24 protein-coding genes are annotated in these 22,300 nt (G+C 49.0%); 11 read left to right on the top strand and 13 right to left on the bottom strand.

The genetic code is table 11. The features are described 5' to 3' along the window. Window positions 1–186, top strand: a 186-nt coding sequence (locus BMY62_RS05890; protein ID WP_218142940.1) for a methane monooxygenase/ammonia monooxygenase subunit C, incomplete at its 5' end; no start/stop codon positions are given. Between the two features lie 313 nt (window positions 187–499). After that, window positions 500–1,216, top strand: coding sequence for a hypothetical protein (locus BMY62_RS05885; RefSeq protein WP_090657602.1), 717 nt, complete (start codon window positions 500–502; stop codon window positions 1,214–1,216). A gap of 363 nt (window positions 1,217–1,579) precedes the next feature. Here the strand turns inward: BMY62_RS05885 and BMY62_RS05880 are convergent, their stop codons facing one another. The 3 genes from BMY62_RS05880 to rimO form a co-directional block, all read right to left on the bottom strand. Then, window positions 1,580–2,008, bottom strand: a complete 429-nt coding sequence (locus BMY62_RS05880) for an OsmC family protein (RefSeq protein WP_090657600.1) — start codon at window positions 2,006–2,008, stop codon at window positions 1,580–1,582. Between the two features lie 82 nt (window positions 2,009–2,090). Then, window positions 2,091–2,402 carry a c-type cytochrome gene (locus BMY62_RS05875; protein WP_090657598.1) on the bottom strand — a complete coding sequence of 104 codons (312 nt, stop codon included), beginning with the start codon at window positions 2,400–2,402 and terminating at the stop codon, window positions 2,091–2,093. A gap of 238 nt (window positions 2,403–2,640) precedes the next feature. Then, the gene (rimO, locus tag BMY62_RS05870) at window positions 2,641–3,993 is read right to left on the bottom strand and encodes a 30S ribosomal protein S12 methylthiotransferase RimO (protein WP_090657596.1); all 1,353 of its coding nucleotides are present in this window, start codon (window positions 3,991–3,993) and stop codon (window positions 2,641–2,643) included. Between the two features lie 105 nt (window positions 3,994–4,098). On the opposite strand from rimO, the gene BMY62_RS05865 reads away from it, so the two are divergent. Next, window positions 4,099–4,665: an EndoU domain-containing protein gene (locus BMY62_RS05865; RefSeq protein ID WP_090657594.1), complete on the top strand. Its 567-nt coding sequence runs from the start codon at window positions 4,099–4,101 to the stop codon at window positions 4,663–4,665. Then, window positions 4,662–4,991 (top strand): YacL family protein, encoded by a 330-nt coding sequence (locus tag BMY62_RS05860; protein WP_090657592.1) that lies wholly within the window; start codon window positions 4,662–4,664, stop codon window positions 4,989–4,991. Before BMY62_RS05865 ends, BMY62_RS05860 begins: the two co-directional genes overlap by 4 nt. Window positions 4,992–5,014: 23 nt before the next feature. Here the strand turns inward: BMY62_RS05860 and BMY62_RS05855 are convergent, their stop codons facing one another. After that, window positions 5,015–5,593, bottom strand: a complete 579-nt coding sequence (locus BMY62_RS05855; protein ID WP_256207449.1) for a DUF3617 domain-containing protein — start codon at window positions 5,591–5,593, stop codon at window positions 5,015–5,017. A 98-nt stretch (window positions 5,594–5,691) separates the two neighbouring features. Here BMY62_RS05855 and BMY62_RS05850 point away from each other — a divergent pair, with 98 nt between their 5' ends. Together BMY62_RS05850 and BMY62_RS05845 are read left to right on the top strand one after the other, a co-directional pair. Continuing rightward, a complete protein-coding gene (locus tag BMY62_RS05850; RefSeq protein WP_090657590.1) occupies window positions 5,692–6,135 on the top strand; it encodes a hypothetical protein in 444 nt (147 codons plus the stop codon). 23 nt (window positions 6,136–6,158) lie between these two features. Continuing rightward, complete coding sequence (locus BMY62_RS05845) at window positions 6,159–7,280, top strand: hypothetical protein (RefSeq protein ID WP_090657588.1); 1,122 nt, start codon at window positions 6,159–6,161, stop codon at window positions 7,278–7,280. A gap of 23 nt (window positions 7,281–7,303) precedes the next feature. Here BMY62_RS05845 and BMY62_RS05840 read toward each other — a convergent pair whose 3' ends face one another. Together BMY62_RS05840 and BMY62_RS05835 are read right to left on the bottom strand one after the other, a co-directional pair. Then, complete coding sequence (locus BMY62_RS05840; RefSeq protein ID WP_090657586.1) at window positions 7,304–7,798, bottom strand: hypothetical protein; 495 nt, start codon at window positions 7,796–7,798, stop codon at window positions 7,304–7,306. Between the two features lie 72 nt (window positions 7,799–7,870). Further along, the gene (locus BMY62_RS05835) at window positions 7,871–8,743 is read right to left on the bottom strand and encodes an alpha/beta fold hydrolase (RefSeq protein ID WP_090657585.1); all 873 of its coding nucleotides are present in this window, start codon (window positions 8,741–8,743) and stop codon (window positions 7,871–7,873) included. Window positions 8,744–9,121: 378 nt separating this feature from the next. On the opposite strand from BMY62_RS05835, the gene BMY62_RS05830 reads away from it, so the two are divergent. The 5 genes from BMY62_RS05830 (at window position 9,122) to BMY62_RS05810 (ending at window position 16,965) form a co-directional block, all read left to right on the top strand. Next, window positions 9,122–10,735, top strand: coding sequence for a multicopper oxidase family protein (locus BMY62_RS05830; RefSeq protein ID WP_177170302.1), 1,614 nt, complete (start codon window positions 9,122–9,124; stop codon window positions 10,733–10,735). 202 nt (window positions 10,736–10,937) lie between these two features. Beyond that, on the top strand, window positions 10,938–13,166 hold the full coding sequence (locus tag BMY62_RS05825; protein ID WP_090657581.1) for a tyrosinase family protein: 2,229 nt from the start codon (window positions 10,938–10,940) through the stop codon (window positions 13,164–13,166). Window positions 13,167–13,183: 17 nt separating this feature from the next. Then, on the top strand, window positions 13,184–15,388 hold the full coding sequence (locus tag BMY62_RS05820) for a LodA/GoxA family CTQ-dependent oxidase (RefSeq protein ID WP_090657579.1): 2,205 nt from the start codon (window positions 13,184–13,186) through the stop codon (window positions 15,386–15,388). Then, window positions 15,381–15,827 (top strand): hypothetical protein, encoded by a 447-nt coding sequence (locus tag BMY62_RS05815; protein WP_090657578.1) that lies wholly within the window; start codon window positions 15,381–15,383, stop codon window positions 15,825–15,827. Before BMY62_RS05820 ends, BMY62_RS05815 begins: the two co-directional genes overlap by 8 nt. Beyond that, on the top strand, window positions 15,823–16,965 hold the full coding sequence (locus BMY62_RS05810; protein ID WP_090657576.1) for an NAD(P)/FAD-dependent oxidoreductase: 1,143 nt from the start codon (window positions 15,823–15,825) through the stop codon (window positions 16,963–16,965). The genes BMY62_RS05815 and BMY62_RS05810 overlap by 5 nt, the downstream gene beginning before the upstream one ends. Window positions 16,966–17,008: 43 nt before the next feature. Here BMY62_RS05810 and BMY62_RS05805 read toward each other — a convergent pair whose 3' ends face one another. From BMY62_RS05805 to rocD, 7 genes are all read right to left on the bottom strand, one after another. Continuing rightward, complete coding sequence (locus tag BMY62_RS05805; protein WP_090657573.1) at window positions 17,009–17,566, bottom strand: FecR domain-containing protein; 558 nt, start codon at window positions 17,564–17,566, stop codon at window positions 17,009–17,011. Between the two features lie 125 nt (window positions 17,567–17,691). After that, window positions 17,692–18,150, bottom strand: coding sequence for a hypothetical protein (locus BMY62_RS05800; protein ID WP_090657571.1), 459 nt, complete (start codon window positions 18,148–18,150; stop codon window positions 17,692–17,694). A 93-nt stretch (window positions 18,151–18,243) separates the two neighbouring features. Further along, window positions 18,244–18,531 (bottom strand): hypothetical protein, encoded by a 288-nt coding sequence (locus tag BMY62_RS05795; protein WP_090657569.1) that lies wholly within the window; start codon window positions 18,529–18,531, stop codon window positions 18,244–18,246. Between the two features lie 220 nt (window positions 18,532–18,751). Beyond that, window positions 18,752–18,973: a DUF2934 domain-containing protein gene (locus tag BMY62_RS05790; protein WP_090657568.1), complete on the bottom strand. Its 222-nt coding sequence runs from the start codon at window positions 18,971–18,973 to the stop codon at window positions 18,752–18,754. A 300-nt stretch (window positions 18,974–19,273) separates the two neighbouring features. Then, window positions 19,274–19,411 (bottom strand): hypothetical protein, encoded by a 138-nt coding sequence (locus tag BMY62_RS16075; protein WP_177170301.1) that lies wholly within the window; start codon window positions 19,409–19,411, stop codon window positions 19,274–19,276. A gap of 576 nt (window positions 19,412–19,987) precedes the next feature. Continuing rightward, window positions 19,988–20,923, bottom strand: coding sequence for an arginase (gene rocF / locus BMY62_RS05780; RefSeq protein ID WP_090657564.1), 936 nt, complete (start codon window positions 20,921–20,923; stop codon window positions 19,988–19,990). Next, window positions 20,916–22,145, bottom strand: coding sequence for an ornithine--oxo-acid transaminase (gene rocD, locus BMY62_RS05775; protein WP_143058760.1), 1,230 nt, complete (start codon window positions 22,143–22,145; stop codon window positions 20,916–20,918). The genes rocF and rocD overlap by 8 nt, the downstream gene beginning before the upstream one ends. Window positions 22,146–22,300 lie beyond the last annotated feature (155 nt).

The raw sequence follows: 22,300 nt of genomic DNA, 5'->3' as shown, positions 1-22,300 counted from the left end.
CATGCATTCTGGTTTATGGAAGAGCTGTTTAGCGCGCCGTTGCACTGGGGCTTTGTGATACTGGGCTGGGCTGGACTGTTCTCGGGTGGTATAGCTGCGCAGATCATTACGCGCTACTCTAACCTGACGGACGTTATCTGGAACAACCAAAGCAAGGAAATCCTTAACAACCGGATTGTTCCCTGAAGCTGATCAGTTATTGATCATTTAATTCCCCCCACTCCCCGCTATTGACAAGGTTCAATAGCGGGGATATTCGTTAAGAAATACATTCTGGAAACGATTTATATTCCTGAAATCCGCAAGACCGGTTTTACAATTTACAAACCATAGCTGGCTTTTTTACAGTTTCTGCGAAAGCACGTTTTTGTACTGACACTTTTCACTGATTCCTCAACATTCAAATTACTCAATCAAGCTGTGAAATTTTTGACAAAGGTCATACTTTTCAGTCATTGATGATATGATCTTAATTGAAAAACGAACAGCAGGAGGTTATATGAGCAACCCAGATTCGAATCATCACCAGTCAACCGATCCGAATTCAAATAATACTGAAGCGAAAAATACTGAAGAAAACACCATGAAATCAAGTACCAATACCAGTCTTGTCATGCCTGTTGCACTACTGCTGGTTTTATTGGTGATTCCGTTTTCGATTAACTCCTTTATGCACATGCTGGCAAACAAAAACCAGTTCGTTCATCCGGTCATCATGAAGATTCCACTCGCCAGCAGTGTTATAACCGCTCCAAAAGAAGCGCAGCAATATCAGAACATTGAAGTCAAGTTACGTGTCGATACGGATCAACTTGCAAAATTCATCAACGAACTTGTTTCCATTTCTTCGGCCGGCACATCGATACAGGGCATTACCGGCTATGTCTCACCTCAAATGCAGGCGGAAATTGCAGGTGAAAATTTCCGTATCGAGAATCCGGGACCGCAACGGCAAATGTATATCCTAAACGACGCAACAGAATGGACCTGGCAAGTTGCACCGCAATCATCCGGTACACAAAAAATAATTTTTAAAATGCATGTTACCTCGACCGAGCGAGACCAGCAAAAAACTCACGAAATCGAGCTTGCTGAAGCCAACATAATCGTTGAATCGAATCCACTTATGTGGATGGTTTACAATTGGTGGATTTTTGCTTTAATAGGGTTGATATTGTTTGGTGGCTGGAAAGCGTTGCGACGCTACAACGTATAGAAAAGACAACAAAGTCCTCCCGAATGACATATTGCTGATGATAACCGGGTTTACCATCAAGTATGCCTTAATCAATCCAGGCAATATAAAAAATGATGGTCACAAAAGTTTCGATACAAGGCAGCATATCAGGTCATCTATAGGAAAGGCGCAAGCTTAATCACATATGGCCACAGACTATTCCGTGTGGCCTGCCCTGCCTTGCGAGCTTATCGATTTTTCTTTTTTTCTGATATCCAGTTACTTCCAGCAAAACTGACTTATCGCCAGTTATTGTAGACAAGAAGGTTTCTTCTTGTGAACCGTATTTTCATCTAAGGTATACAACGCGAAGTGGGCAAGCAAAAGTGAATGAACAACAACTTATTCGTTCGGCTGTGAATCTATGACTTCATAATCATGTGTAATATTCACGGTAGTCTTAAGCATGATAGAAGCTGAGCAATACTTTTCCGCGGACAGATTAATCGCACGTTCGACCTGATGACGATTAAGCCTGTTTCCAGTGAGAATGAAATGTAAATGTATTTGTGTAAACACTTTGGGATCGGTTTCCGCACGCTGAGCCTCGATCTCCACAACACAATCCGTTACGTCCTGACGCGCTTTTTTTAATATGAAAATGACATCAAATGTTGTACATCCACCCAGGCCCATCAATATCATTTCCATTGGGCGCGGACCCTGGTTTTGCCCCCCGGCCTCTGGCGCTCCGTCCATCAGGACCTGGTGACCGCTGCCCGATTCAGCAAGAAAACTGACGTTCCCTTTCCATCGAATACGTGTTCTCATGGTATCTTGTCAAAGAAAAATCGCATGATAGCAATAAAAAAGCCGACGTTGAAACGTCGGCTTGTTAGCACTCGAACTCAGTTTACTTGAGTGACAAAATGAAATCTGCCAGCACTTTGGCATTTTCATCGCTAACCATTGCGTTTGGTGGCATAGGAACCGGTCCCCAGACACCGTTGCTGCCATTTTTGATTTTATCAACCAGATATTCCGAAGCATTCTCTTGCCCGGCATATTTTGCAGCAATCTCTTTCAACGATGGACCGACAAGTTTAGTATCGACATTATGGCAATTCAGACAACCGCTGTTTTTAGCCAGATCTGCATCAGCGTGTACGCCAGTTGCCAACAACAGTGCTGAAGCGGCAGCCATACTAATCAAAATTCCTTTCATCTTTCTTTCTTCCTTATTAAAAATTATACAGGAAACACTATTCTACCCTGAACTTCACAGATATGCAGCAACTCTGTAGATTGGAAATCAGTGGACAAGCGAATATTCTCCTTGCAAATCCATGTAGCAACTGCGCTAACCGAATCTTCTGCTTACAGGGCTCTGTTTATGACATACGGATAATTCAACAAGTTCCACAGTATGGTCTGAAGTTTATTTCCACAAGAAGAATACCCGGCTAACCGGGTGACCTGTCGATACGCGCATACAAATCGTGCGCATCCGATTTCTCCACCAGAACATCCACAAAATCACCGACTTGCAGGGTATCGGGTAAATTGTTGATATATACGAGACCATCAATTTCGGGAGCATCAGCGCTGCTCCTTGCAATCGCCTCTCCTTCCTGGATGGAATCAATCATGACGTTGATTCTGCGCCCGATTTTGCTGGCCAGACGTTGACGGCTGATGCCTTCCTGAAGCTGCATGAATCGGGCGTAACGTTCTTCCTTGACTTCTTCAGCAACAGGATCAGGCAAAGCGTTTGCTGCGGCGCCTTCAACCGGCGAATATTTAAAACAGCCTACCCGGTCAAGCTGAGCATCCTGTAAAAACTGCAGCAATTCCTCAAATTCAGCTTCCGTTTCACCTGGGAAACCGACAATAAACGTACTGCGCAGCGTAATATCCGGACAAATATGTCGCCACTGCTGGATGCGTGCCAGATTGTTCTCGGCACTCGCCGGTCGCTTCATGGCCTTCAGAACCCGCGAATTGGCATGCTGCAGCGGCACATCGAGATAAGGCAGTATTTTTCCCTCGGCCATCAGCGGAATAATCTCATCGACATGCGGATACGGATAGACATAATGCAGCCGCACCCAGACACCGAGTTCCCCCAGCGCACTTGCCAGTTCCGTCAGGCGCGTTTTGACCGGCCTGCCCTGCCAGAATCCCATGCGGTATTTCTTATCGACGCCATAGGCGCTGGTGTCTTGGGAGATGACCAATAATTCTCTGGTACCGGCATTCACCAGATTCTCCGCTTCCTGCATCACCTGATGTATCGGGCGGCTGACCAGATCGCCACGCATCGATGGAATAATGCAAAAAGTGCAGCGGTGGTTACAGCCTTCGGATATTTTGATATACGCATAATGCTTCGGTGTCAGCCGGATGCCCTGGGGAGGAATCAGGCTGGTAAACGGATCATGCGGCTGCGGCAAATGAGTATGAATGGCCGCCATCACTTCTGGCATTGCGTGCGGACCGGTAACAGCGAGCACCTGTGGATGTGCCTCACGGATAATATTACCATCCTTCTTGGCGCCCAGACATCCTGTGACAATGACTTTGCCATTTTCAGCCAGCGCTTCACCAATTGCGTCGAGTGATTCTTCCACAGCGCTGTCGATAAACCCGCATGTATTGACGACAACCAGATCGGCGGCCTCGTAAGAAGCTGAGATCTCGTAACCTTCCGCCCTAAGTTGCGTCAGGATATGCTCGGAATCAACCAGGGCTTTGGGGCAGCCCAGTGAAATAAACCCGACTTTGGGTGATGATTGCGATTGTTTAGGTAGCGACATGAAAATGATGAAGATAAAATACGTGAAGATAAGATGATGGAATTTTAACCGATTCGACTGACTAACTTTACAGAATCTCGCAAAAAAATCTTACGGGTCTAAACTATGCGTCGATACAAATTTGTCACTGGTGTCAGTGTTTTCTTGCTGCTATGGTCGTTGTCTGCCAATCCTACCCATGCACAGATTGACTGTGGAACACTGCAGCAATGGATCACGGTAGACAGCAAGCTTTCGATCAATCAGAAACATGTATTTTGCGGCGAGTGGGATCGCAATCGTCCGAAAGGATTACACTCCAGACCAAACGGTATCAACCCCGATACCGTAGCGGTGTTTACGATACAGGATAAAGCCAACGGGGCCGGCATCTATACGGGGCGCTGGTCACACAAGGATAATCCCAAAAAAAACAAATTTTCTTCCATGTTTCCTGATAACTGCTCGGCCACACAGGTTTTAAATTCGATCGCTCATGCAGTTACGGATACATTCCGATGCCCCGCAGGCGCGCCCGACTGGACACAATGCGGCTTTAATAAACCCCAAATGACAGAATCTGCTGTAGATAATAATGATAAATACTGCAGTCGGAACGACAAATTGTTTACCATTGGCTTTGCACCACCGAGAGACGGTCGGGTCAACACAGCATTTCCACTTTTCGAATGAGACAGGACAACTGCAACTGGCCGGGACGAATAGCGGACGATCCCGCACATGATCTTATTGCCGCGTATTTAACACTGGATATTCAAAAGAGCCCGGCATGGGTCGATGAACTGGTGCAAAAAATCAATGAAATACAATCAGGACGGCTGGCCTCATGGGAACGCACCGGCAATGCCTACTGCCTGTCGGTTTACCCGCAGCATGTCGAAATTGAAGCAAACTACGCTGAAGGAGCAGTCAAAACCCAGCGTATCCCCCTGACAATGTTTGCCGAGGCGGTAAAGGCCTGGCAGGCGATGATTTATCAGCATAACACGGGAAATTAATGCGCAGCCTTTCGCTCCAAAAATTATCGCAAAGGAAAAAACTCCGGTGTTTTGGGTGGTTGCATGGCGGGCTGGTTTACCGTACAGACATCTCCAACCCACTGTGCCCGGGTCTGCGCTGTCGCAAAAACAGGGGCACCCATCACTAAACTGTCGAACTCTGTATGACCTGAAAACTGTTCAGGACTGGTAAAAACTCCTTCTGCAATCCCATCTCCCTGAAACTGCGGGTTGTCGCAAGCCAGTTCCAGCTGAAAACGATCTCCGCTACGGCTGGCATTCTTAACCGAACAGCCTGACTGGCTGTCATAGAAATAGACGGGGATTTCCTGCTTGGCCATAGCAGGCGTGATACATATCTGTGAGACAGCCGCATTATCTTTGATTTCCGGCAATATCAGTCCATATTGTCCGGCCAGGTCGGTAATCTGGCGCATTTGTCCGGATGGAATATGCGGCACTAGCGACAGCAAGTCCGATGTAGTCATGACTTCCCATAATCCGGGGCGAACAGGGTATTGCTCCGCTGCCGCGGGCATCACCGTAAAAACAAAACAAAAGATAAAGAAAAACACTCTACGCATGGCTGATAAAATCCGCATAAGTAAATTCACAGTATCTGAATTTTACGCCGAAAATTTACGGACAGTTACATGAAACTGACATTCTAGACACAGGAACAGGAAATTTCAGGAAATAAATGAAAAAGTTTTTATTGATGCTAATCATGGCCGGATTATCCGGATGTGAAACAGTTCCAGACAAGTATCAACAATCACACACGGATAACAGGCTTGTCGGCACCTGGACAGGTGAATACGTTGAACAAGACGGCTCTGTAAGAAGCTGGACACAAACGCGCAAAGTGGACGGTACCTATTCGATTGAGTTCCTTTTCATGGAACCGGATGGCACTATTGAGCGACAGACTGAAACGGGACGATGGTGGACACAGGACGAATTGTTTCATGAAATTACACCACCGGGGATGAAACAGCCAGACAGCTACCAGTACCGCTTTAAAGACAATCGTTGCATTGAGTTCCTGCTCGTAGCCAGCGATGACGCTTCTGAGGAAATCGGTCAGTACCGGTTTGTCGAATGTCTTTCGAATAAAGTACCATTAGCAGCGTTGATAAACTGATTATTTCCAGAACAATAATTTTTATGCCCAAACTCCATCAGGCTGTTGTCCAAATACACCAGAAAACCGGCCACAAAACGCTTTCATCCGAGCAAAAGAAATTCAATCGCCTCATTAAAAAAATCAATAAGGAAAAAGAACGCCTGCTGCAATGGCAAACGCTGACGCCGGATTTCCAAAAAAAGGTACTGGAAGAATATCAACCGTTGATAGCCTCAGCAGCCAAACTGCAAACCACAATGGTGGTTCGCCTGGATGCGTTTTACAACCGGCGCAGCTTGACGTCTTCTGAGCGAAACAAAATCTCCTACGTCATTTGCGAAATATGTTCGGCGCTGTTTACGCATTCGGATCCGGACAAACTCAAAATGATTTTCAAAAAACACAGCGGTATCGAATCTGATGCCGAACTTCAAGAGTCGGACGATATCATGGCCGATCTGATGGAAGAGATTTTTGAAGCGCAGTTCGGTGACTTGGGTGACGAATTCGATCATACCGACCCGCAGGCATTTGCCCAGCGTATCGCCGATAAAATGAATGAGTCTCATGATGAACCTGGCCAGTCCGCTCATGAAGCACGCCACATCGCAGCGCATAAGGCTGAGCAGGCGCAAATCAGCCAGTCGATTAAAACAATTTACCGTCAGTTGAGCACGGCTGCGCATCCGGATCGCGAAACCGATCCCGACGAACGGGTGCGCAAGACAGAAATCATGAAGCGCGTAAACGCAGCATATAAAAACAAGGATTTATTAAAACTTCTGGCGCTGCAACTTGAATTGGAACAAATAGATCAGGACCATATCAATACCATTGCTGAAGATCGTTTAAAAGCGTACAACAAAATCCTGCAAAACCAGCTTGACCAGCTGCAGATAGAAATCGATCAAGCCGAATTGCCGTACCGCATGTCGGCCAACGCAGCACCGCATGAATCGATTAATCCAAAAAAAATGATTCAACAGTTGGATACGGATATCCGGGCATTGCAACAGAGCATCCATCAGCTTGAAAAAGAGCTCGCATTTTTAACCACGGTCAAGCATATGAAAATCTGGCTAAAACACTATGGAATGCCTGAAAACACCGTTTTGTCGGATAGTCTGTTTGATGACGATCTGGATGATTTTGATTTCCGCTGATGTTTTACCTAAAACGTTCTCTATCACCGATTTGAAGCAGTAGCGCACGCCTGCAAATAATTCCAGGTTATCCTGCTGACATAGGGATCGCCCTTGATTGCGGCATGATTTGAAACGTGATCGGCCTGTTTGATTGTCAGCACAAACCCGTAGCCGTACCTGGGTTTCCCGATCTCCTGCACATCGTTCAGGACCTCCGGTCCCGAGCCAGTGTAGTCGCGAATGGCGTCCGGATTCTGTGGTGAATTGCTGGCGTAAATATAAGGCAGGAATCTTGTGTCGTATGCGAAAATCTGTGTGGCCGTGATGTCCGGATAAATCTGGAGTCGATAGTGATAAAGCTGCATGGATGGCCGGGTTTCCGCATTGAGTGCACGCATCACACAACGCGCCAGTGTGAGAGGATCACCTGCAATCACTGCCTGGTAACGTAACGGTTTGTCCCCTGAAGTAATCAACCCTGCGCATGCGCTAAGCAGCAATGTCATCACCGCAACTGCGGCAAGATAGTTTCTCATGAATGTCCACACTCCAATCTAAATGCTTATCTTAACAGCATGATCCGCAAACAACAGCCGCACCGGACACTATCAAATAAAGTCATGGTGCCGGGCGATCCATCCGTCAATCAGGCTGCGCAAAACATCAGGATGCGCCGCTGGTATCCAGTGTTCAGACTCCATCTCAACAAACTCAATGGCAGGCAGCGCGCCGAACAAATTCCTGGTTTTTTCCGGGTCGGTCATGCTTGTTCCACTGGACTGTATGATCAGACCCGGACAGCGTATCATGGTAACAGGCAGCGGACGCAACAGCGCTATAAAATTCTTGACATATTGCGAAACCGGCGTGACTTTCAAATTCTGCCAGACCGAACCGTGGCGTGACAGCGCCTGTCTTCGCGATTCTACACTGGCCTGGTGTACCGGATAATCCAGTTCCCTGAGATCAACAATTTTAAATTTTCTTCGGCGGAATCCTGCGCGCTCAATGAGATTAAACATGCATACAATGCAATGCAGCAGCCAGGTAATGGATTTCAGCCTTGCCAGTATGCCGGTTACCGCATCCGACGCCATCGGTTCAATCAGAATCAATCCAGTGCTCTGATCTGGATAATGTGCGGCAAAATGCAGCGCAATATTGGCGCCAAGACAATGCCCAACGAGAATGGCTTCCTCGCGCTGCTCATGATCAAGCATTGCAGCAAGATCCTTGGTCCAGTGCTGAATATCGGCCGTTCCACGCCACATGGATTCTCCATTACCACGCAAATCCGGGCGCAATATCGTCCTGTTCCGGGTAAGTTGCGTATGCTCGATAAAATGCCACCAGCGGGTGGAATTACTGGCCGCCCCATGCAGCAACACAATCGGGGCCTTTTTTTGAGGCTCCACGGGCTGCCATCGCCGGTACATTAATGTAACGCCGTCATAGCTGCGGAAGTAGTGTTTCTCGTCCATGCATTTTTAGCCACACCCTTATCTTTGTAATTAATTGCACATGATTTTATAAATCAAGCGTGTCGAAATCACAAGCATTCTATTCATAGAAACAAAATGATGCTGACATTTTCAAGCATCGGCATCCCTAATAAACCGAATACGAATTGACCTGCCATTTTTTGGAGGCTATTCTTTAGTAATGACTTACTAAATTCTCATATAACCAAGAATATACTACCGAGCAGGAAGATACGACAAATATCAACAACAGATTGCAACATCATTAACATTAGTTCTCATCAGCTTTTGGAGTGAAGCCTCATGAAGAATCAGTATTTAATATATTTATATCAATTGATTGTTGCGGCAACTTTCCTGGTCGGAAATTCAATTATAATGGCCGGAGATATTCAACCGCATTGCGCGTACCTGCCGATCGATATCGGTAAGTATGGCAAACAGCCATTCCAGAATCCGCCGGAAATCCGGGCGGAAAACGGCAAACTCGATACCACTTTTTCCGTTCAGTATACCGACGCAAAAACCACCACGCTGGGCGGATGTCCGCTGAAACTGAGAACTTACAACGGCGAGTTAACCGGGCCGACTTTACGTGTCAGCCAGGGTGATGTGATTAACCTGATGCTGAAGAACCGCCTGCCAAAGGAAACGCCCGACCAGATCCAGACCCAGTTTGAACAGGAAAACCTGAACGCCTATCTCGACACCACGCCGGCTTCGTACAATACCACCAACGTACATTACCACGGCATGCATGTATCTCCCGTCGGCAACAGCGACAACGTGCTGCTGGCGATTCCACCGCAAAGCGACTTCGGTTATGAAGTAAAAGTACCGGACGATCACCCGATCGGTTCGTACTGGTACCATGCGCATGCGCATGGTTCGACGGCGATTCAGGTGGGCAGCGGCATGGCGGGAGCACTGATCGTCGAAGACGATCCCAAGACGATACCTGCGGCGCTGAAAGCGGCAAACGCCAACGAGAAGATTTTTGTGTTGCAGACGATCCTGTACGACCAGCAGGGCGAGCTCAACAACATCACCAGCCTGTTTCCCGGTCCGTCGAATCCCACGCCGGAAAACTGCAACGATCAGGGTGAAATGGATACCTGGCACTGCTCGCGCCGCCATATCACCATCAACGGCCAGATCGTTCCGGTGATTACCATGAAACGCGGCGAAGTGCAGCGCTGGCGGCTGATCGACACCGCGTTCCGCGAATCGATTTTCTTTGCTGTCGAAGGCCATGATCTGCACGAGATCGCGCTGGACGGCAATTACCTCGGGCGTGTCGATACCTGGAAAGCAGGCACACCGATTGAACTGCAATCGGGTTACCGCAGCGATGTGCTGATCAAGGCCAACATGAAATCCGGCGATTACCGTATTATTGACCAAACGGCTTCCAGCAAAAAATCGCTGCGCCAGATCAACGAGCCGGAGAATCTGCTCGCCATTCTGAGAATTACCGAAGAAACGGATAACATGGCGCTGCCGACCAGCAAGGAAATGGCGCCGCTCGCACCGTTTGGCGATATCGATCTGCGCAAGGAAGCCGTGGGCGTGCAGGAAGTCGTATTTAAACTCGGTCAGGACGCGAAAGGCGAGAAAAATTACTTCCAGGTCAATTACCGCGCGTTCAACCCGGATCATGTGCGCCAGCTTGAACTCGGTTCTGTTGACATGTGGTCGTTGACGACTGTCGGCGACCCGGCCGCCATTCCCAACGCCATACCGCCGACGCCGCATGTTTTTCACATCCATGTCAACCCTTTCCAGTGGGAGCGAAACGGCCCTGACGGAAAACCGCAGTTGGTCTGGAAAGATACGCTGCTGGTGCAGGGGCCGGCGGTGACCAACATCTACACAAAATACCGCGATTACATCGGGAAGTTCGTCATACATTGCCATATCCTCGATCACGAAGATCTGGGCATGATGGAAGTGCAGGAAGTCGTCAATACGCCGGTTGCACAGGCACATTGATACCGTTTTAGATCTCACTGAAGCGCGCATCGCTACGTTAAAATCGCGCTTAAAATGTTCACATACTTTGTGTATGCTCCGCTTTTCGCTCAATTTCGCCTGGCGCTGTATCTCTTGATCGAGATCTTGAAGGGGCTTATAAATACTGCTCACAATCAACAAACCGCGGTTGGCGACCGATTAAGGCTATTCGAGGTGAGTTATGCGTAACAGAAAAAAATTGTCGCGTTATCAGCGCGTCCAGCAGATCCTGGATCAATCGCAGGGGCCGTGCATCCCGGATTATCAGGGGCTTGGAGCTTTCTGGCGGGACTTGAATACATTTAAAACAGCTGAATTGTATGGTCAGCGTCTGATCGCGCCCGAACCGGATGAATCCGACCATCAGCCGGACAGTCTCAGCGGTAAAAGCTGTTGCGGTGAAGGCGACGGTATGGTTGATTCTCTTGCCGCCAGTGAATCGGCATTGAATCAGGCGCTGGTTCCTGGTGGCAGCGATGCGACTGTGGGCGAATGCTGGCCGACCGGCGGCAAAAATCCGGCCCAGCAGACCGCCAGCAGTCTTGCCAGTAGTACTGACCGAAACGCTGATCAGGGCTATCAGACGCGCAGCGATCGATCAGCCCTGATCAAAGGCCTGCGCAAACAGTTTCCTTTCGACGGCAGCCAGTTTCCGCCCTTACTCTGGCAGGCGGAAAACGCAGTCAGTCCTTCGGATATTGACTTTATCGCAGCGTGGATCGATGACGGCTGCCTCGAATCGGACGACCTTCAAGACAATCCTGAGGAAAGTACCGGCCCTCAAATGCGTTTCGGGCTCACACAGTCCGGCGCGTCAATACTTGCCCTGGCCAAGGGCGATGCGTTGCATACGGTTTCCACCAAGCATTGCAACGCAATCAGCGATGATGTGCAGGGCTTGAAAATCAGAAAAGAGGTGAGCACGCTGTCTGCAAATGAGCTGTCGCTGCTGCGTGAAGCACTGGCCTGTATGTACACCTATGATCCACATATATTTGATGAACGCAGTTTTAACTACTGGGCGCGCATCCATACCGATTCATGTCAGCATGGCTGGGAACAGTTTCTGCCGTGGCACCGGCTTTATCTGTATTTCTTCGAACAAACGCTGCAGGATTACGATGCATGTATCACGCTGCCCTATTGGTCGTGGAGCGATTATGCCGACGTCAACCGTGCTACGTATAATACTGAGCAACTCGATATGGGTGTACTTCCCGAAGCGTACGGCTGCTTTCTCGATGCCGCAGGCCTTGCAGCGCTGAAGGACAGTGGACTGTTCAACGACGGTGAATTGGCTATTCTCGCCAGACTGCAGAAAAAAGGAACAATCTATAATTCCGGCCTACGCTTTCTCAAAGCGGCCAAAATTGATTACACCTTGAAGCTCAGCGTCGGCAAGGTGATGTGGTCGGATAAAGTCAACGCGATTTATGCCCAACTGCGCCGCGCCAATCCACTGTGGTTTCCGAATCGCTGGCCAGGTTCGCTGGGCATTGCAACGCATTATCCCACTGCTGCGGATGTGCAGGGTATTCTGTCGTCAAACAACTGGAACCAGTTCGGCGGCGGCCCTGTGTACGATCATCATTTTGGCTGGCTGGAAGAAATGCATAACGGCATGCATAATTTCTCGGGCGGACAGAATCCCGCGTTTTTATCAGCCGCCAGAGCCATCGGCGTGGATAATCCCGACCCGCAAAACAGTTTCAATCCGAACTACGGCTACATGACGGATAATCGTGTCACCGCTTTTGATCCTATTTTCTGGGCACATCATTCGAATGTCGACCGGCTATGGGCTGTCTGGCAGGAGGCGCATCCCGGTCTTAATCCTGAAGACCTGGACGGCATACTGCCACCCTGGTCGATGAATGTAGGCGATACGCTCAGCACGCGGAAACTGGGTTACGAATATATGCGTGACAGCTACCACTACCCAGTGAGCGGACAGCAGGGATTGCTGCGATTCAACGCTGAAAAAGCCGGCGTTAAACCACAGGTGCTCGATACGTTCCGTAAAGCCGAGATACGCCTGCACCGCATGCATGTCGCCAATCTGTTCAATGCCGTCATTCGCGTATTCCTCAACGCCCCTGACGCCACGGTCGCGACGTCGGTAGACAATAATCCGCATTTTGTCGGCCAGGTCACCACGTTTCACGGTTCGTGTTACGGCGGCCCCGGGCACTGCGATAAACCGCTGCCCAAAACGCGCAGGTTTGATCAACGTCCTTTGCACCATCATGAACCGCGCAACTTCCGTATTGACGCAACCGAGGCGGTGCAGCGCATGCTGGCGAACGGCGAGACTGATATCAGCGTACATCTGGTCGTCATGGGGCTCGATGGCAAACCCATCGATGACGCAGTGTTTATTAACGGTGTTTCTCTTAATTTCATGGACTAGACCTGGAGAAAATAAACATGCAAACGTTTAAAATTCACCCGGCCATCGGCTGCGCGCGCATCGGCAACAGCGACGAATTTTACCTCGCACCCGAGCAGACTGGCGCGCTACCGATCGAATGCGATGAACAGGGACGTGAAATTGTCGATGATAAAGGGCTGCCTGTTCGCGTCAGCCAGTTTAAAGAAACGGGTAACCTTGGCTGCATCAAACGTCAGGCTGCGCGTTTTCGTATTTTTGTATACGAAGAAAACCAGCTGGACAGCGACCGGGAATTGAAAATCGGCGATAAATTCCAGTTTCCGCTAGATACCTCAACGACCGGACCGCAAATGGTGGAAGGCACGGTTGTCGATATCGAATGGACCGCGCATCTGGCCAACAAAAAGGCATCATGGTATGCATTCAGCGAAAATGACGGCAAACATGGCTACAGGCCCGATCATCCCCTGCGCAATCCGCAGGTGACGCAACCTGACCAGCGGCGTCAGTTGATTATCGATCCCGGACCGCGCACAGTTTCCGGCGATAACGGCAAGGCATCATTCTCTCAGAACGACGGCAGCGCTTACCCGCAGCGTTTTCCGCCGCCGGATATTCAACCGTACAGTATCAATTCTCTGGGCGAAATGATGGTCAATGAAGATAGCGATCATCACCGGCGCCTGATCGTGCTGGGCGGTTATGGCCGCTCCGGTTTCAAAGGCGCTGACGGCAGTACGATACCGATCATCAGCAATTACGCCAACAATGACGGCTGGTATGACGATGTCTCCGACGGTCCGGTGCGGGCGAAAATCAGGTACAGCTATATCCATCGCTATACCGACGCACAGGGCAAACCAATCAAAGAAAAGAAATTTTCAACAGTTGACGTGAACGCGCCAGCCTGGCTGCTGGTAGGCTATCCATCGTATGCGCCTGAAATCGAAGACATGATCACCATGGATGAAGCGATTTATGATTTATCGGTGCGCCATTTTGCTTACGAACCAGCGGTGTATGGCGTAGCGCCCTTCGACCGGCAGAGCAATCAACCGCAGACAGCGGAACAATGGGTTGTATGGCGCAGTAATGCCGCATACAATCCGGAATACTACCCCCATTTTTTCAGGGATATCTGGCCTATCTTCAACCGGCCGGACAATTACAGCTTTACATATGATTTTGATCCTTTTGGAGGCGGTGTGCCGCATAACCGCGGCACCGGCGGCAATCTGGATAAAGCGGCCTTGTCGCAGCCGCCTAAAAACGGGCACGATCCTAACCGGCAGCATCGCGAATTTATTTATGCGATTATGCGCAAGCAGGGACAGGAAAATCTTTATACCGTCCCCGACGATCTGAGCCAGCGATACGTTGCATCATTTTCCAACTCGGCTTCAAAGCCGCGCCTGATGCCAATGCTAAACGGTGATAATCCTATCAGCAATACGGTGACGGATAAATTTCTGCGCATGACTGATACACAGTTGTTTTTCCTGAAACAATGGATGGAAGGCAAGTTTATCAATGAATGCGATGAATGGGGAGAAACCAATGCTGCCTGCGAGAATCCCTGGGCCACCCCACCCAGGACCGGCAGCGCGATCGACCGCGGTGTGCTGGGCAACGTTCTGGGCGGTGCGTTCTGCCCTGGTGCCGAAGTCGGATGGATCATGCTCAATCCGGCTATTTACAGCAGCGCATATCGTATCCATCAGGCTGCATACATTGCTGGCGGTCTCAGTATTCCGGCTCCGGTAGCCATCAAAGACGGCAGCCAGGCCGACGACATAGCCAGGGGAATGGAGCCGGGCGATCTGACCAAGTATATGGGGCTGCCATGGCAGGCGGATTTTCACGAATGCACCGATCAGAACATCAATGTCACTTATGAAATGTGGAATGACATTTATCCTGGCAGCACCGGCGATCCGGTGAAACAGAATCTAGCATACAACATACCCTGGTGGCCTGGACACCGGCCAATGGTTATTCAGAAAACGGATGGCGGGCAATACTACTGGTCATCAGGTATTCCGGATAACAATGCCGGGAGTGTGCAGATGGTGCGTGACTGGATCAATCTCGGCTTTATCAAATTTGATTCCAATGACGGCAACCCCGGCTATTATCAGGTAGAACGAAATGACCGGGCACTTGGACTGCAGTTGAAACCTGGAGAACGAACATTGGGCGGTGATATAAAGGCAAGCAAGGGAGATCCTGACAATGAGTAATGTCTCAGCATACGTACCACCTATTCTGGTCGGCACATGGACTTACCGGAGCTTTCTGAGCAATCCCGATGTAAATGCCGGTTTTGATACACTTGAGTTCGGCCGCGGCACTATCCGTATCGATTCGGGGCCGATGCAGACATTCGCCGGTTTGATTTTTGGCCCCGGTTGGGAGCTGAAACTGAAAGGATCAATCGGTTACGGCAATCCATTCAACGTGCAGTTTCAGGGGGTCGGCATCGTGAACGGCGCACAGTGGATATACGATTATCTGGGATATCTGGTTCCTGAATGGCCCAACGGCATTGATCAGCGGCCTGCGCTGGCAGGTTCAATTGTACGCGCAATACCGCACCCTACCGGTCCGAACGGAAAATCAACCGCACCGGCCGGGGTAGTAGCACAATGGATCGCAGTTAAAGAGGACAGCGACAATTAGCGCCAGGCATTTATACGCAGATGTCGTCATTATCGGAGCGGGGGTAGCGGGTTGCGCTGCGGCAATCGCATTACGGCAACAGTTGCCTGATCTGACAGTTCTGCTGCTCGATCGTAAAAATCGGTCGGCGCAATCCTTCACCATTGGCGAAACACTGCCTCCGCAAACAATGCCGCTATTGCAACAACTGGGAATATCAGAAAATTTTGTAGCGCGCTGCGATCTGGTCGCTCTTGGCACCCGGTCCATCTGGGGCAGCGAGCAAATCAATGAGTACCCGTTCTGGTATTCCAGTTATGGCCATGGCTGGCATATTGATCGGGCATCATTTGACGACTGGCTAGTACGACAAGCTGAAAATGCAGGTGCAACTACGCTATTTGGAGTAACTGTGAGCGGCACGCCGGAATATCATCATGGCTGGCATTTGACGGCAAACCATGCCACCGCGCCAGCGTTCACCATTCAATCATCGCTGGTAGTCGACGCAAGTGGAAGCAGCAGTTCTTTCTGCCGCAGGATGGGAATCAGGGCGGACAAACTCGATCAGCTGACAGGAAGTTTTTGTTTTTTTCAGGCCGAGGCGAATGATACCGTGCACGGCGTTGACAGCTTCACGCTGGTTGAAAGCACCGAGATTGGCTGGTGGTATTCAGCCCCCTTACCACAAGGGCTGTGGGTTGCAGCACTGATGACCGACAGCGATCTCGCCCGTGATGAGAATGTATTTGATGAAGCTGGATGGTCCAAGGCCCTGGCACATACCCGTCTTACGCGCACCCGGTTTGATAACAAAAAGCCGTCAATGCCTCTACGGGTTAAACCGGCACGCAGTCAACGCCAGCAACAATTCTGTGGACAGGGCTGGTATGCAGTGGGTGATGCGGCATCCGTCTTCGATCCTCTGTCGTCGCTTGGTATATTCAAAGCGCTACGTCATGGTCTGCTGGTTTCATATGCAATCAGGGATGAATTACAGGACAAACCGAACGCAACACAAAAATATCAGTGGCTGCTTGAATCGGAATTCAGGCGCTATCAGCACATGCACCAGCAGTATTATCAGCTTGAAAAACGTTTTATGCAGGCACCATTCTGGTTGCGGCGGCAGCGACAGGAGTTTGCCAGGCATGCATAGTCATGGCTGAATTCGCTGTAGGCCGCCCCGTAATCAACCGGTTTTAGGGCTCAGCCGAGCGTGAATGCCAGGGCGCCACTTCACCCGCGCTGATCAGCCTGTGCTTACTGATTTTGAAATTATCGAAATTTGCCTGTTCAAGCGCACTAATCAGGTATTCACCGGCCGCGACATGTAACTTGATCTGTCCCTGCCCTACCGAAACAATATGATCGCCGTTTTTCTGCATACGCACACTGAAGCGCGTGCCAAGATCTTCAATAAGTGCCTCACCGACTTTTATACGAAAATCATTTGCCTGCTTTTTCTTGATATCAAAATAAGCACTTCCTTTAAACAACTCTATGCGCAGCGGCTCAAAATCGGTAACAGCGCAAGAACTGCCATGATCGAGCGACACATCTATCTCCGGTGTCAGGGAAACAGTAAGATATTCATGGGCCCCAGTTTCATGAAAACGGATGCTTTGCGGTCTGGACAAATACCAGGAAAACAGTCCCAGCAATACGCAAAGACAGAGAAGCGCAAAATGAAACAGCATCTGCTTCCAGCTGAGTTTAACGGCTTTTGATTTAGAATCGGATTCTTTTTGTTCAGGCATGTTACAAACTAGCTTAAAAACCAAACGATAATTATAACGGGCACGTATTGGCAATTCCAGCTATTCAATCCGGCCTCATCATGCACCATGTACTCATATGACCTCATGTTTACTGTATCAGACCGTTAATGGCTAGATTTCAAATTTTGTGCGTTTGACTGATATATAGTCTGGATCTGATAAGTTGCATGGCATGCAACGCACTTTTTCATTGTTTTACTTAACTGTCCCAGCGTATACTTGGGGTCTTTCAGCGATTCAGCATCCATCGCAATCTGATCAAAATCACGATGAACTGACATTCCAAGTTGCATAAACTCGCTGGGTAACACGCCATTTAGCTGACCCTCGGTTTTGTGAGCCATACGGGTGCCAAGTGACTGTGCATGTTGTGCGACAGCTGTCATATTCTCTTCGGAGAGCGAGTGAAGAATTTTCTGTGTTCCAGACAACAAGGCGCGCATTTCCACAAGAATATGCATACGCTGCATTGCGTTCACTTCAAGAATCTGGCGTTTGTCCAATTCATTGGCTTGAGCGACAACGGCAACCATACTGAAAAAACACGCTATTACAATTTTCATATTATTCCGTAAAGATAAAGTATTTTATTGCGGCTGTATGCAGGCTGACCAATAAACCCCGCAGTCTCTTCGTAAACGCGTTTGCACGATTTGCTAATCATCTTCAAACTCGACCAGTGTGCCGTCCTCCTCCACTTTAATTTCCACTTTATCGCCGCCGGGGTTTGTTATCGTTGCTTCATAAACAGTTATGGTTTTTTTCTTTGATTTTTTCTCGATTTCTTCTATTTTTCCACCTTGCAAATGCGCCGCGATTGTATGCTGGACTCTAGCCGGCACCTTGGCCCACTCAATTTTTTCCTCACTGAATAAACTGGCAGAACCATTTGATGAGAAAAACAGAATTGTTACCGAAACAAATACAAACACGCTAATTTTCATTTTAATTTTCCTTAATAATTACGTTAAATTCGGTATTTTTAGAAAACTCAAAGACAGTCGGACGACAGACAAATAACTGCTGACGCTCTTTCTGTAAATTACACAACAAATTGATTTGATAGCTCGATTTATCTAATGAAAAGATCAGTCAACTGGTATCCAAAACATCGTCGACTGACACCCTGTCCTATGATCGTGTAAACATAAAATAATTATAATTTCACTGATGCTGCTCAGCTTCTGCCGAAAGCCAGTCCTCCAGTTCGTGTCCCGGTTCAAAGCCGCGAGCCTGCGCCTTATAATAAGCGGATACGGCAATTCGGGCGTTTCGGTCTGTTTCGGCCGACGCAGTCAATTCGATTTCTGGCGTGCTGTCATTGATGACAAATAATTTTTTGTTGGTGTTTCTGGTGCGCTTGAGTTGCTTTTTATCTGATTCCATTTCAACTCCTTGCTAAAAACTAAGCCAATCTAATAGTGAACAAAAAAACGCATGCATAACAGTGATAGCGTTTTGATAAAACGGCCGCCAAAAAGCAGTTTTCAGTATACTGCGGGGCAAATAAACGGCCCGTACAAAATAACAGGCGGCAACACCTGCTTTACAACGATGACATCGAAAATGCTTTTTAACAGCCTGTTTGGCGTAAAGCGTGGACGATTACGCCGAGAAAACCTGAGTTCCTTGTAATATGGTTTAACGCGATAGTGAAATAGCCACTACCTTTTAGTACCCAGGTTATTAATTACCGGGCTCACTCGATCCATTTTCACGCTCATCCAGAATATTCTGGCTAGGTGGGTACTGGCCAGGCTTTGGTTCACCACATGCAACTAATAATAGTCCTGCAACAATTGCAACAAACACTGCGTTTTTCATGGTTCCGGTTCCTGTTGATGGAGTTTTAAACAATTAACGTCAATATTGCAAATAGAGGCGTAGAGCCGCGCAACGCGTTGAATACATCAAGCGCACCAGCAATCGAACAAAACATCCAGCTCAGAATCGAACTTACTGATTTTTCGACAATTCGAACTGTAGCTGTATTGTTCTGCAAGCCCGGTTTGAGCAGATGCACAAGCACTCGTTATCAAACGGAAAATCAGCAAAATAAAAAAAGACAAAACCATTATGCATTATTCCTTAATAAGAGCTGCACCACCAAAATAATAAATTGCTCGCAAACACTCTAGGTCAGTCAAAGAAATAAATATATTAGGGAAACCATTATTCTCTTCTAAGTTTAACCATTAGACAGGTCTTCATGCGCCGACCGAATGATCGATACGATACTATTGCTTCCTTTAATTGATTTCGAATAGCAAAGCAGGATTTCACACTATATGAAGTAAGCAGGCCGGGACAATAAAACCGCGCTTGGCACACCCGCCAGCACAAGTGGTTGCCCGAATTGTGGTGGTCTCGGATACAGTTAAAACAGCGTTTCCTGACCGCTCATCGTTTCGACCCGCCGTGCCGCGCCAGTATCTGCTCGCCAAACAGGCTGGCCGTCATTTCGACGGCGATTTCTGCAGTCTGGTTGCGAATATCCAGTGCCGGATTGATTTCCACGAGGTCCAGGGAGCCGAACAGGCCTGTGTCGTAGATCATCTCCATGCATAATTGTGCTTCACGGTAATCGGGACCACCTTTGACCTGCGTGCCGGTACCCGGTGCGATCAACGGATCGAGAAAATCGATATCAAAACTGACATGCAAGTGCCCGCCCCGCGCTTTGACTTTGTCCAGAACCTCATCCATAACCGCACGCATGCCGGTTTCATCAATTCGACGCATATCGTAAATTTCGAGCCCTGCGGTCAGAACAGCCTGTTTTTCAATACGATCGATAGAGCGCACACCAATCAGCTGAAAACTGTCCACGGCAACAGCGGCATTGCCCGGCCCCATGGTGCGCAGCATTTCCGAATCAGGGTCAGTCAGTAGCGCCACGGGCATGCCGTGAAGATTGCCCGAGGGTGAAGTGGCCGGTGTATTGAAGTCTGCATGCGCATCAAGCCAGAGTATTGTCAGCGGAATGTCGCGCTCACGACAATACCGCGCAACACCGGAAACCGACCCGATTGCTATGGAGTGATCGCCACCCAGCACAACAGGGCACTGCCCTGCCGAGAGGGTTTCGTAAACCCTCTCAGACAATGTGCGGAACCATGCCACCGCCGTATCGAAATGACGATAGCCGTTACTGTATACTTCTCCTGCCACTTTTGGCCCTTTAATATCACCCATGTCCACTCCCCGCCCGCACAAACGCTGCAGTACTGTGTGAATACCGGCCACGCGCAAAGCTTCAGGCCCCATGGAACAACCTCGGCGACTGGCCCCCAGATCAGTTGGCATGCCGATCAATGCGGGAATTGTTTTAGCCATCAGACGACAACTCAGGAATGATACGTTCCAGCGCCCAGTCCACCTCGGTTTCCGTGATAATCAGCGGAGGAGCAAAACGGATGGTGGATTCATGTGTTTCTTTAACCAGAATCCCCCGCTGCTTCAACGCATCGCAGAAAGCTCTGACATTACCAGCCTCTGGATGAAAATCCACCGCCATCATTAGTCCACGGCCGCGAATTTCCCGGATGAACGGATTCCGAATGGCTTCAAGTCCATTCATAAAACGTTTTCCCATTTGTTCGGCATTTTCAATCATACCTTCTTCAATCAACACTTTTAGCGCCATTCTCGCCACCGCGCATGCAACCGGATTTCCACCGAATGTGCTGCCATGCTGCCCGGGCTGGAGAACGCCCAGCGTTTCACTGTCGGACAGCACGGCGGAAACCGGATACATACCACCCGACAAAGCCTTTCCAATCAGCGTGATATCCGCCTCAACGTGCTCATGTTCTTCTGCCAGCAGTTTACCGGTTCGCCCCAGTCCGGTCTGTATCTCATCCAGTATCAGAACGACCCGATTGCGGCTGCAGATTTCACGCACCTGCTTCAGATAACCGTCGGGCGGAAGAATGACCCCGGCCTCCCCTTGTATCGGCTCAACCAAAAATCCTGCAGTATTTGGTGTTATGGCCTGTTCCAGGGCTTGCGCGTCACCAAAAGGTATTATCTTGAAACCAGATGTAAACGGACCAAAGTGACGCCGCGAATTATCATCTGTACTGAACCCGACCAGGGTAATCGTGCGGCCATGAAAGTTATTCTCGCATACAATGATTTCAGCCTGGTCTGGAGGAATACCCTTGACTTCATATCCCCATTTACGTACCACCTTCAGGGCGCTCTCAACGGCCTCTGCACCACTGTTCATCGGCAGTACTTTGTGCGCACCTGTCAATGCGCAAATATCCTCATAAAAACCAGCCAGCTGATCATTATGAAAGGCCCGTGAAGTCAACGTCAGTCGTTGAGACTGCTCAACCAGCGCCTTATAAATACGCGGGTGGCAATGCCCCTGATTCAGAGCCGAATACGCAGACAGGCAATCCAAATATTTGCGTCCCTCAATATCCCATACCCACACCCCGGCACCGCGTGACAGTATTACATCCAGCGGCGCATAGTTATGAGCGCCAAGCTCGTTTTCCACGGCCAGCATCTGCTCATGGGATTGTTGACGCGAATAGCTCACCGGCATTTCCATTTCCTTTAAATAAATGGTTATTGTACAGACAGCTACTATCGATTGATGCCTGAAAAGCTTATCACACCCTGTTCAGAAAAGGGATGATACAGATAGCATTTGTAGCGCCATTCGGCACGCACAAGGCTCATACGCGACAAAATGTCACA

It is taken from the genome of Nitrosomonas marina, from assembly GCF_900111605.1.
GTDB classification, from domain to species: domain Bacteria; phylum Pseudomonadota; class Gammaproteobacteria; order Burkholderiales; family Nitrosomonadaceae; genus Nitrosomonas; species Nitrosomonas marina_A.
This window is presented reverse-complemented; position numbering and strand designations above follow the sequence as displayed.

Coding starts and splice junctions, on each gene's coding strand:
- BMY62_RS05885 (WP_090657602.1), top strand. CDS start 500: ATGAGCAACCCAGATTCGAATCATCACCAGTCAACCGATCCGAATTCA.
- BMY62_RS05880 (WP_090657600.1), bottom strand. CDS start 2,008: ATGAGAACACGTATTCGATGGAAAGGGAACGTCAGTTTTCTTGCTGAA.
- BMY62_RS05875 (WP_090657598.1), bottom strand. CDS start 2,402: ATGAAAGGAATTTTGATTAGTATGGCTGCCGCTTCAGCACTGTTGTTG.
- rimO (WP_090657596.1), bottom strand. CDS start 3,993: ATGTCGCTACCTAAACAATCGCAATCATCACCCAAAGTCGGGTTTATT.
- BMY62_RS05865 (WP_090657594.1), top strand. CDS start 4,099: ATGCGTCGATACAAATTTGTCACTGGTGTCAGTGTTTTCTTGCTGCTA.
- BMY62_RS05860 (WP_090657592.1), top strand. CDS start 4,662: ATGAGACAGGACAACTGCAACTGGCCGGGACGAATAGCGGACGATCCC.
- BMY62_RS05855 (WP_256207449.1), bottom strand. CDS start 5,593: ATGCGGATTTTATCAGCCATGCGTAGAGTGTTTTTCTTTATCTTTTGT.
- BMY62_RS05850 (WP_090657590.1), top strand. CDS start 5,692: ATGAAAAAGTTTTTATTGATGCTAATCATGGCCGGATTATCCGGATGT.
- BMY62_RS05845 (WP_090657588.1), top strand. CDS start 6,159: ATGCCCAAACTCCATCAGGCTGTTGTCCAAATACACCAGAAAACCGGC.
- BMY62_RS05840 (WP_090657586.1), bottom strand. CDS start 7,798: ATGAGAAACTATCTTGCCGCAGTTGCGGTGATGACATTGCTGCTTAGC.
- BMY62_RS05835 (WP_090657585.1), bottom strand. CDS start 8,743: ATGGACGAGAAACACTACTTCCGCAGCTATGACGGCGTTACATTAATG.
- BMY62_RS05830 (WP_177170302.1), top strand. CDS start 9,122: ATGGCCGGAGATATTCAACCGCATTGCGCGTACCTGCCGATCGATATC.
- BMY62_RS05825 (WP_090657581.1), top strand. CDS start 10,938: ATGCGTAACAGAAAAAAATTGTCGCGTTATCAGCGCGTCCAGCAGATC.
- BMY62_RS05820 (WP_090657579.1), top strand. CDS start 13,184: ATGCAAACGTTTAAAATTCACCCGGCCATCGGCTGCGCGCGCATCGGC.
- BMY62_RS05815 (WP_090657578.1), top strand. CDS start 15,381: ATGAGTAATGTCTCAGCATACGTACCACCTATTCTGGTCGGCACATGG.
- BMY62_RS05805 (WP_090657573.1), bottom strand. CDS start 17,566: ATGCCTGAACAAAAAGAATCCGATTCTAAATCAAAAGCCGTTAAACTC.
- BMY62_RS05800 (WP_090657571.1), bottom strand. CDS start 18,150: ATGAAAATTGTAATAGCGTGTTTTTTCAGTATGGTTGCCGTTGTCGCT.
- BMY62_RS05795 (WP_090657569.1), bottom strand. CDS start 18,531: ATGAAAATTAGCGTGTTTGTATTTGTTTCGGTAACAATTCTGTTTTTC.
- BMY62_RS05790 (WP_090657568.1), bottom strand. CDS start 18,973: ATGGAATCAGATAAAAAGCAACTCAAGCGCACCAGAAACACCAACAAA.
- BMY62_RS16075 (WP_177170301.1), bottom strand. CDS start 19,411: ATGAAAAACGCAGTGTTTGTTGCAATTGTTGCAGGACTATTATTAGTT.
- rocF (WP_090657564.1), bottom strand. CDS start 20,923: ATGGCTAAAACAATTCCCGCATTGATCGGCATGCCAACTGATCTGGGG.
- rocD (WP_143058760.1), bottom strand. CDS start 22,145: ATGCCGGTGAGCTATTCGCGTCAACAATCCCATGAGCAGATGCTGGCC.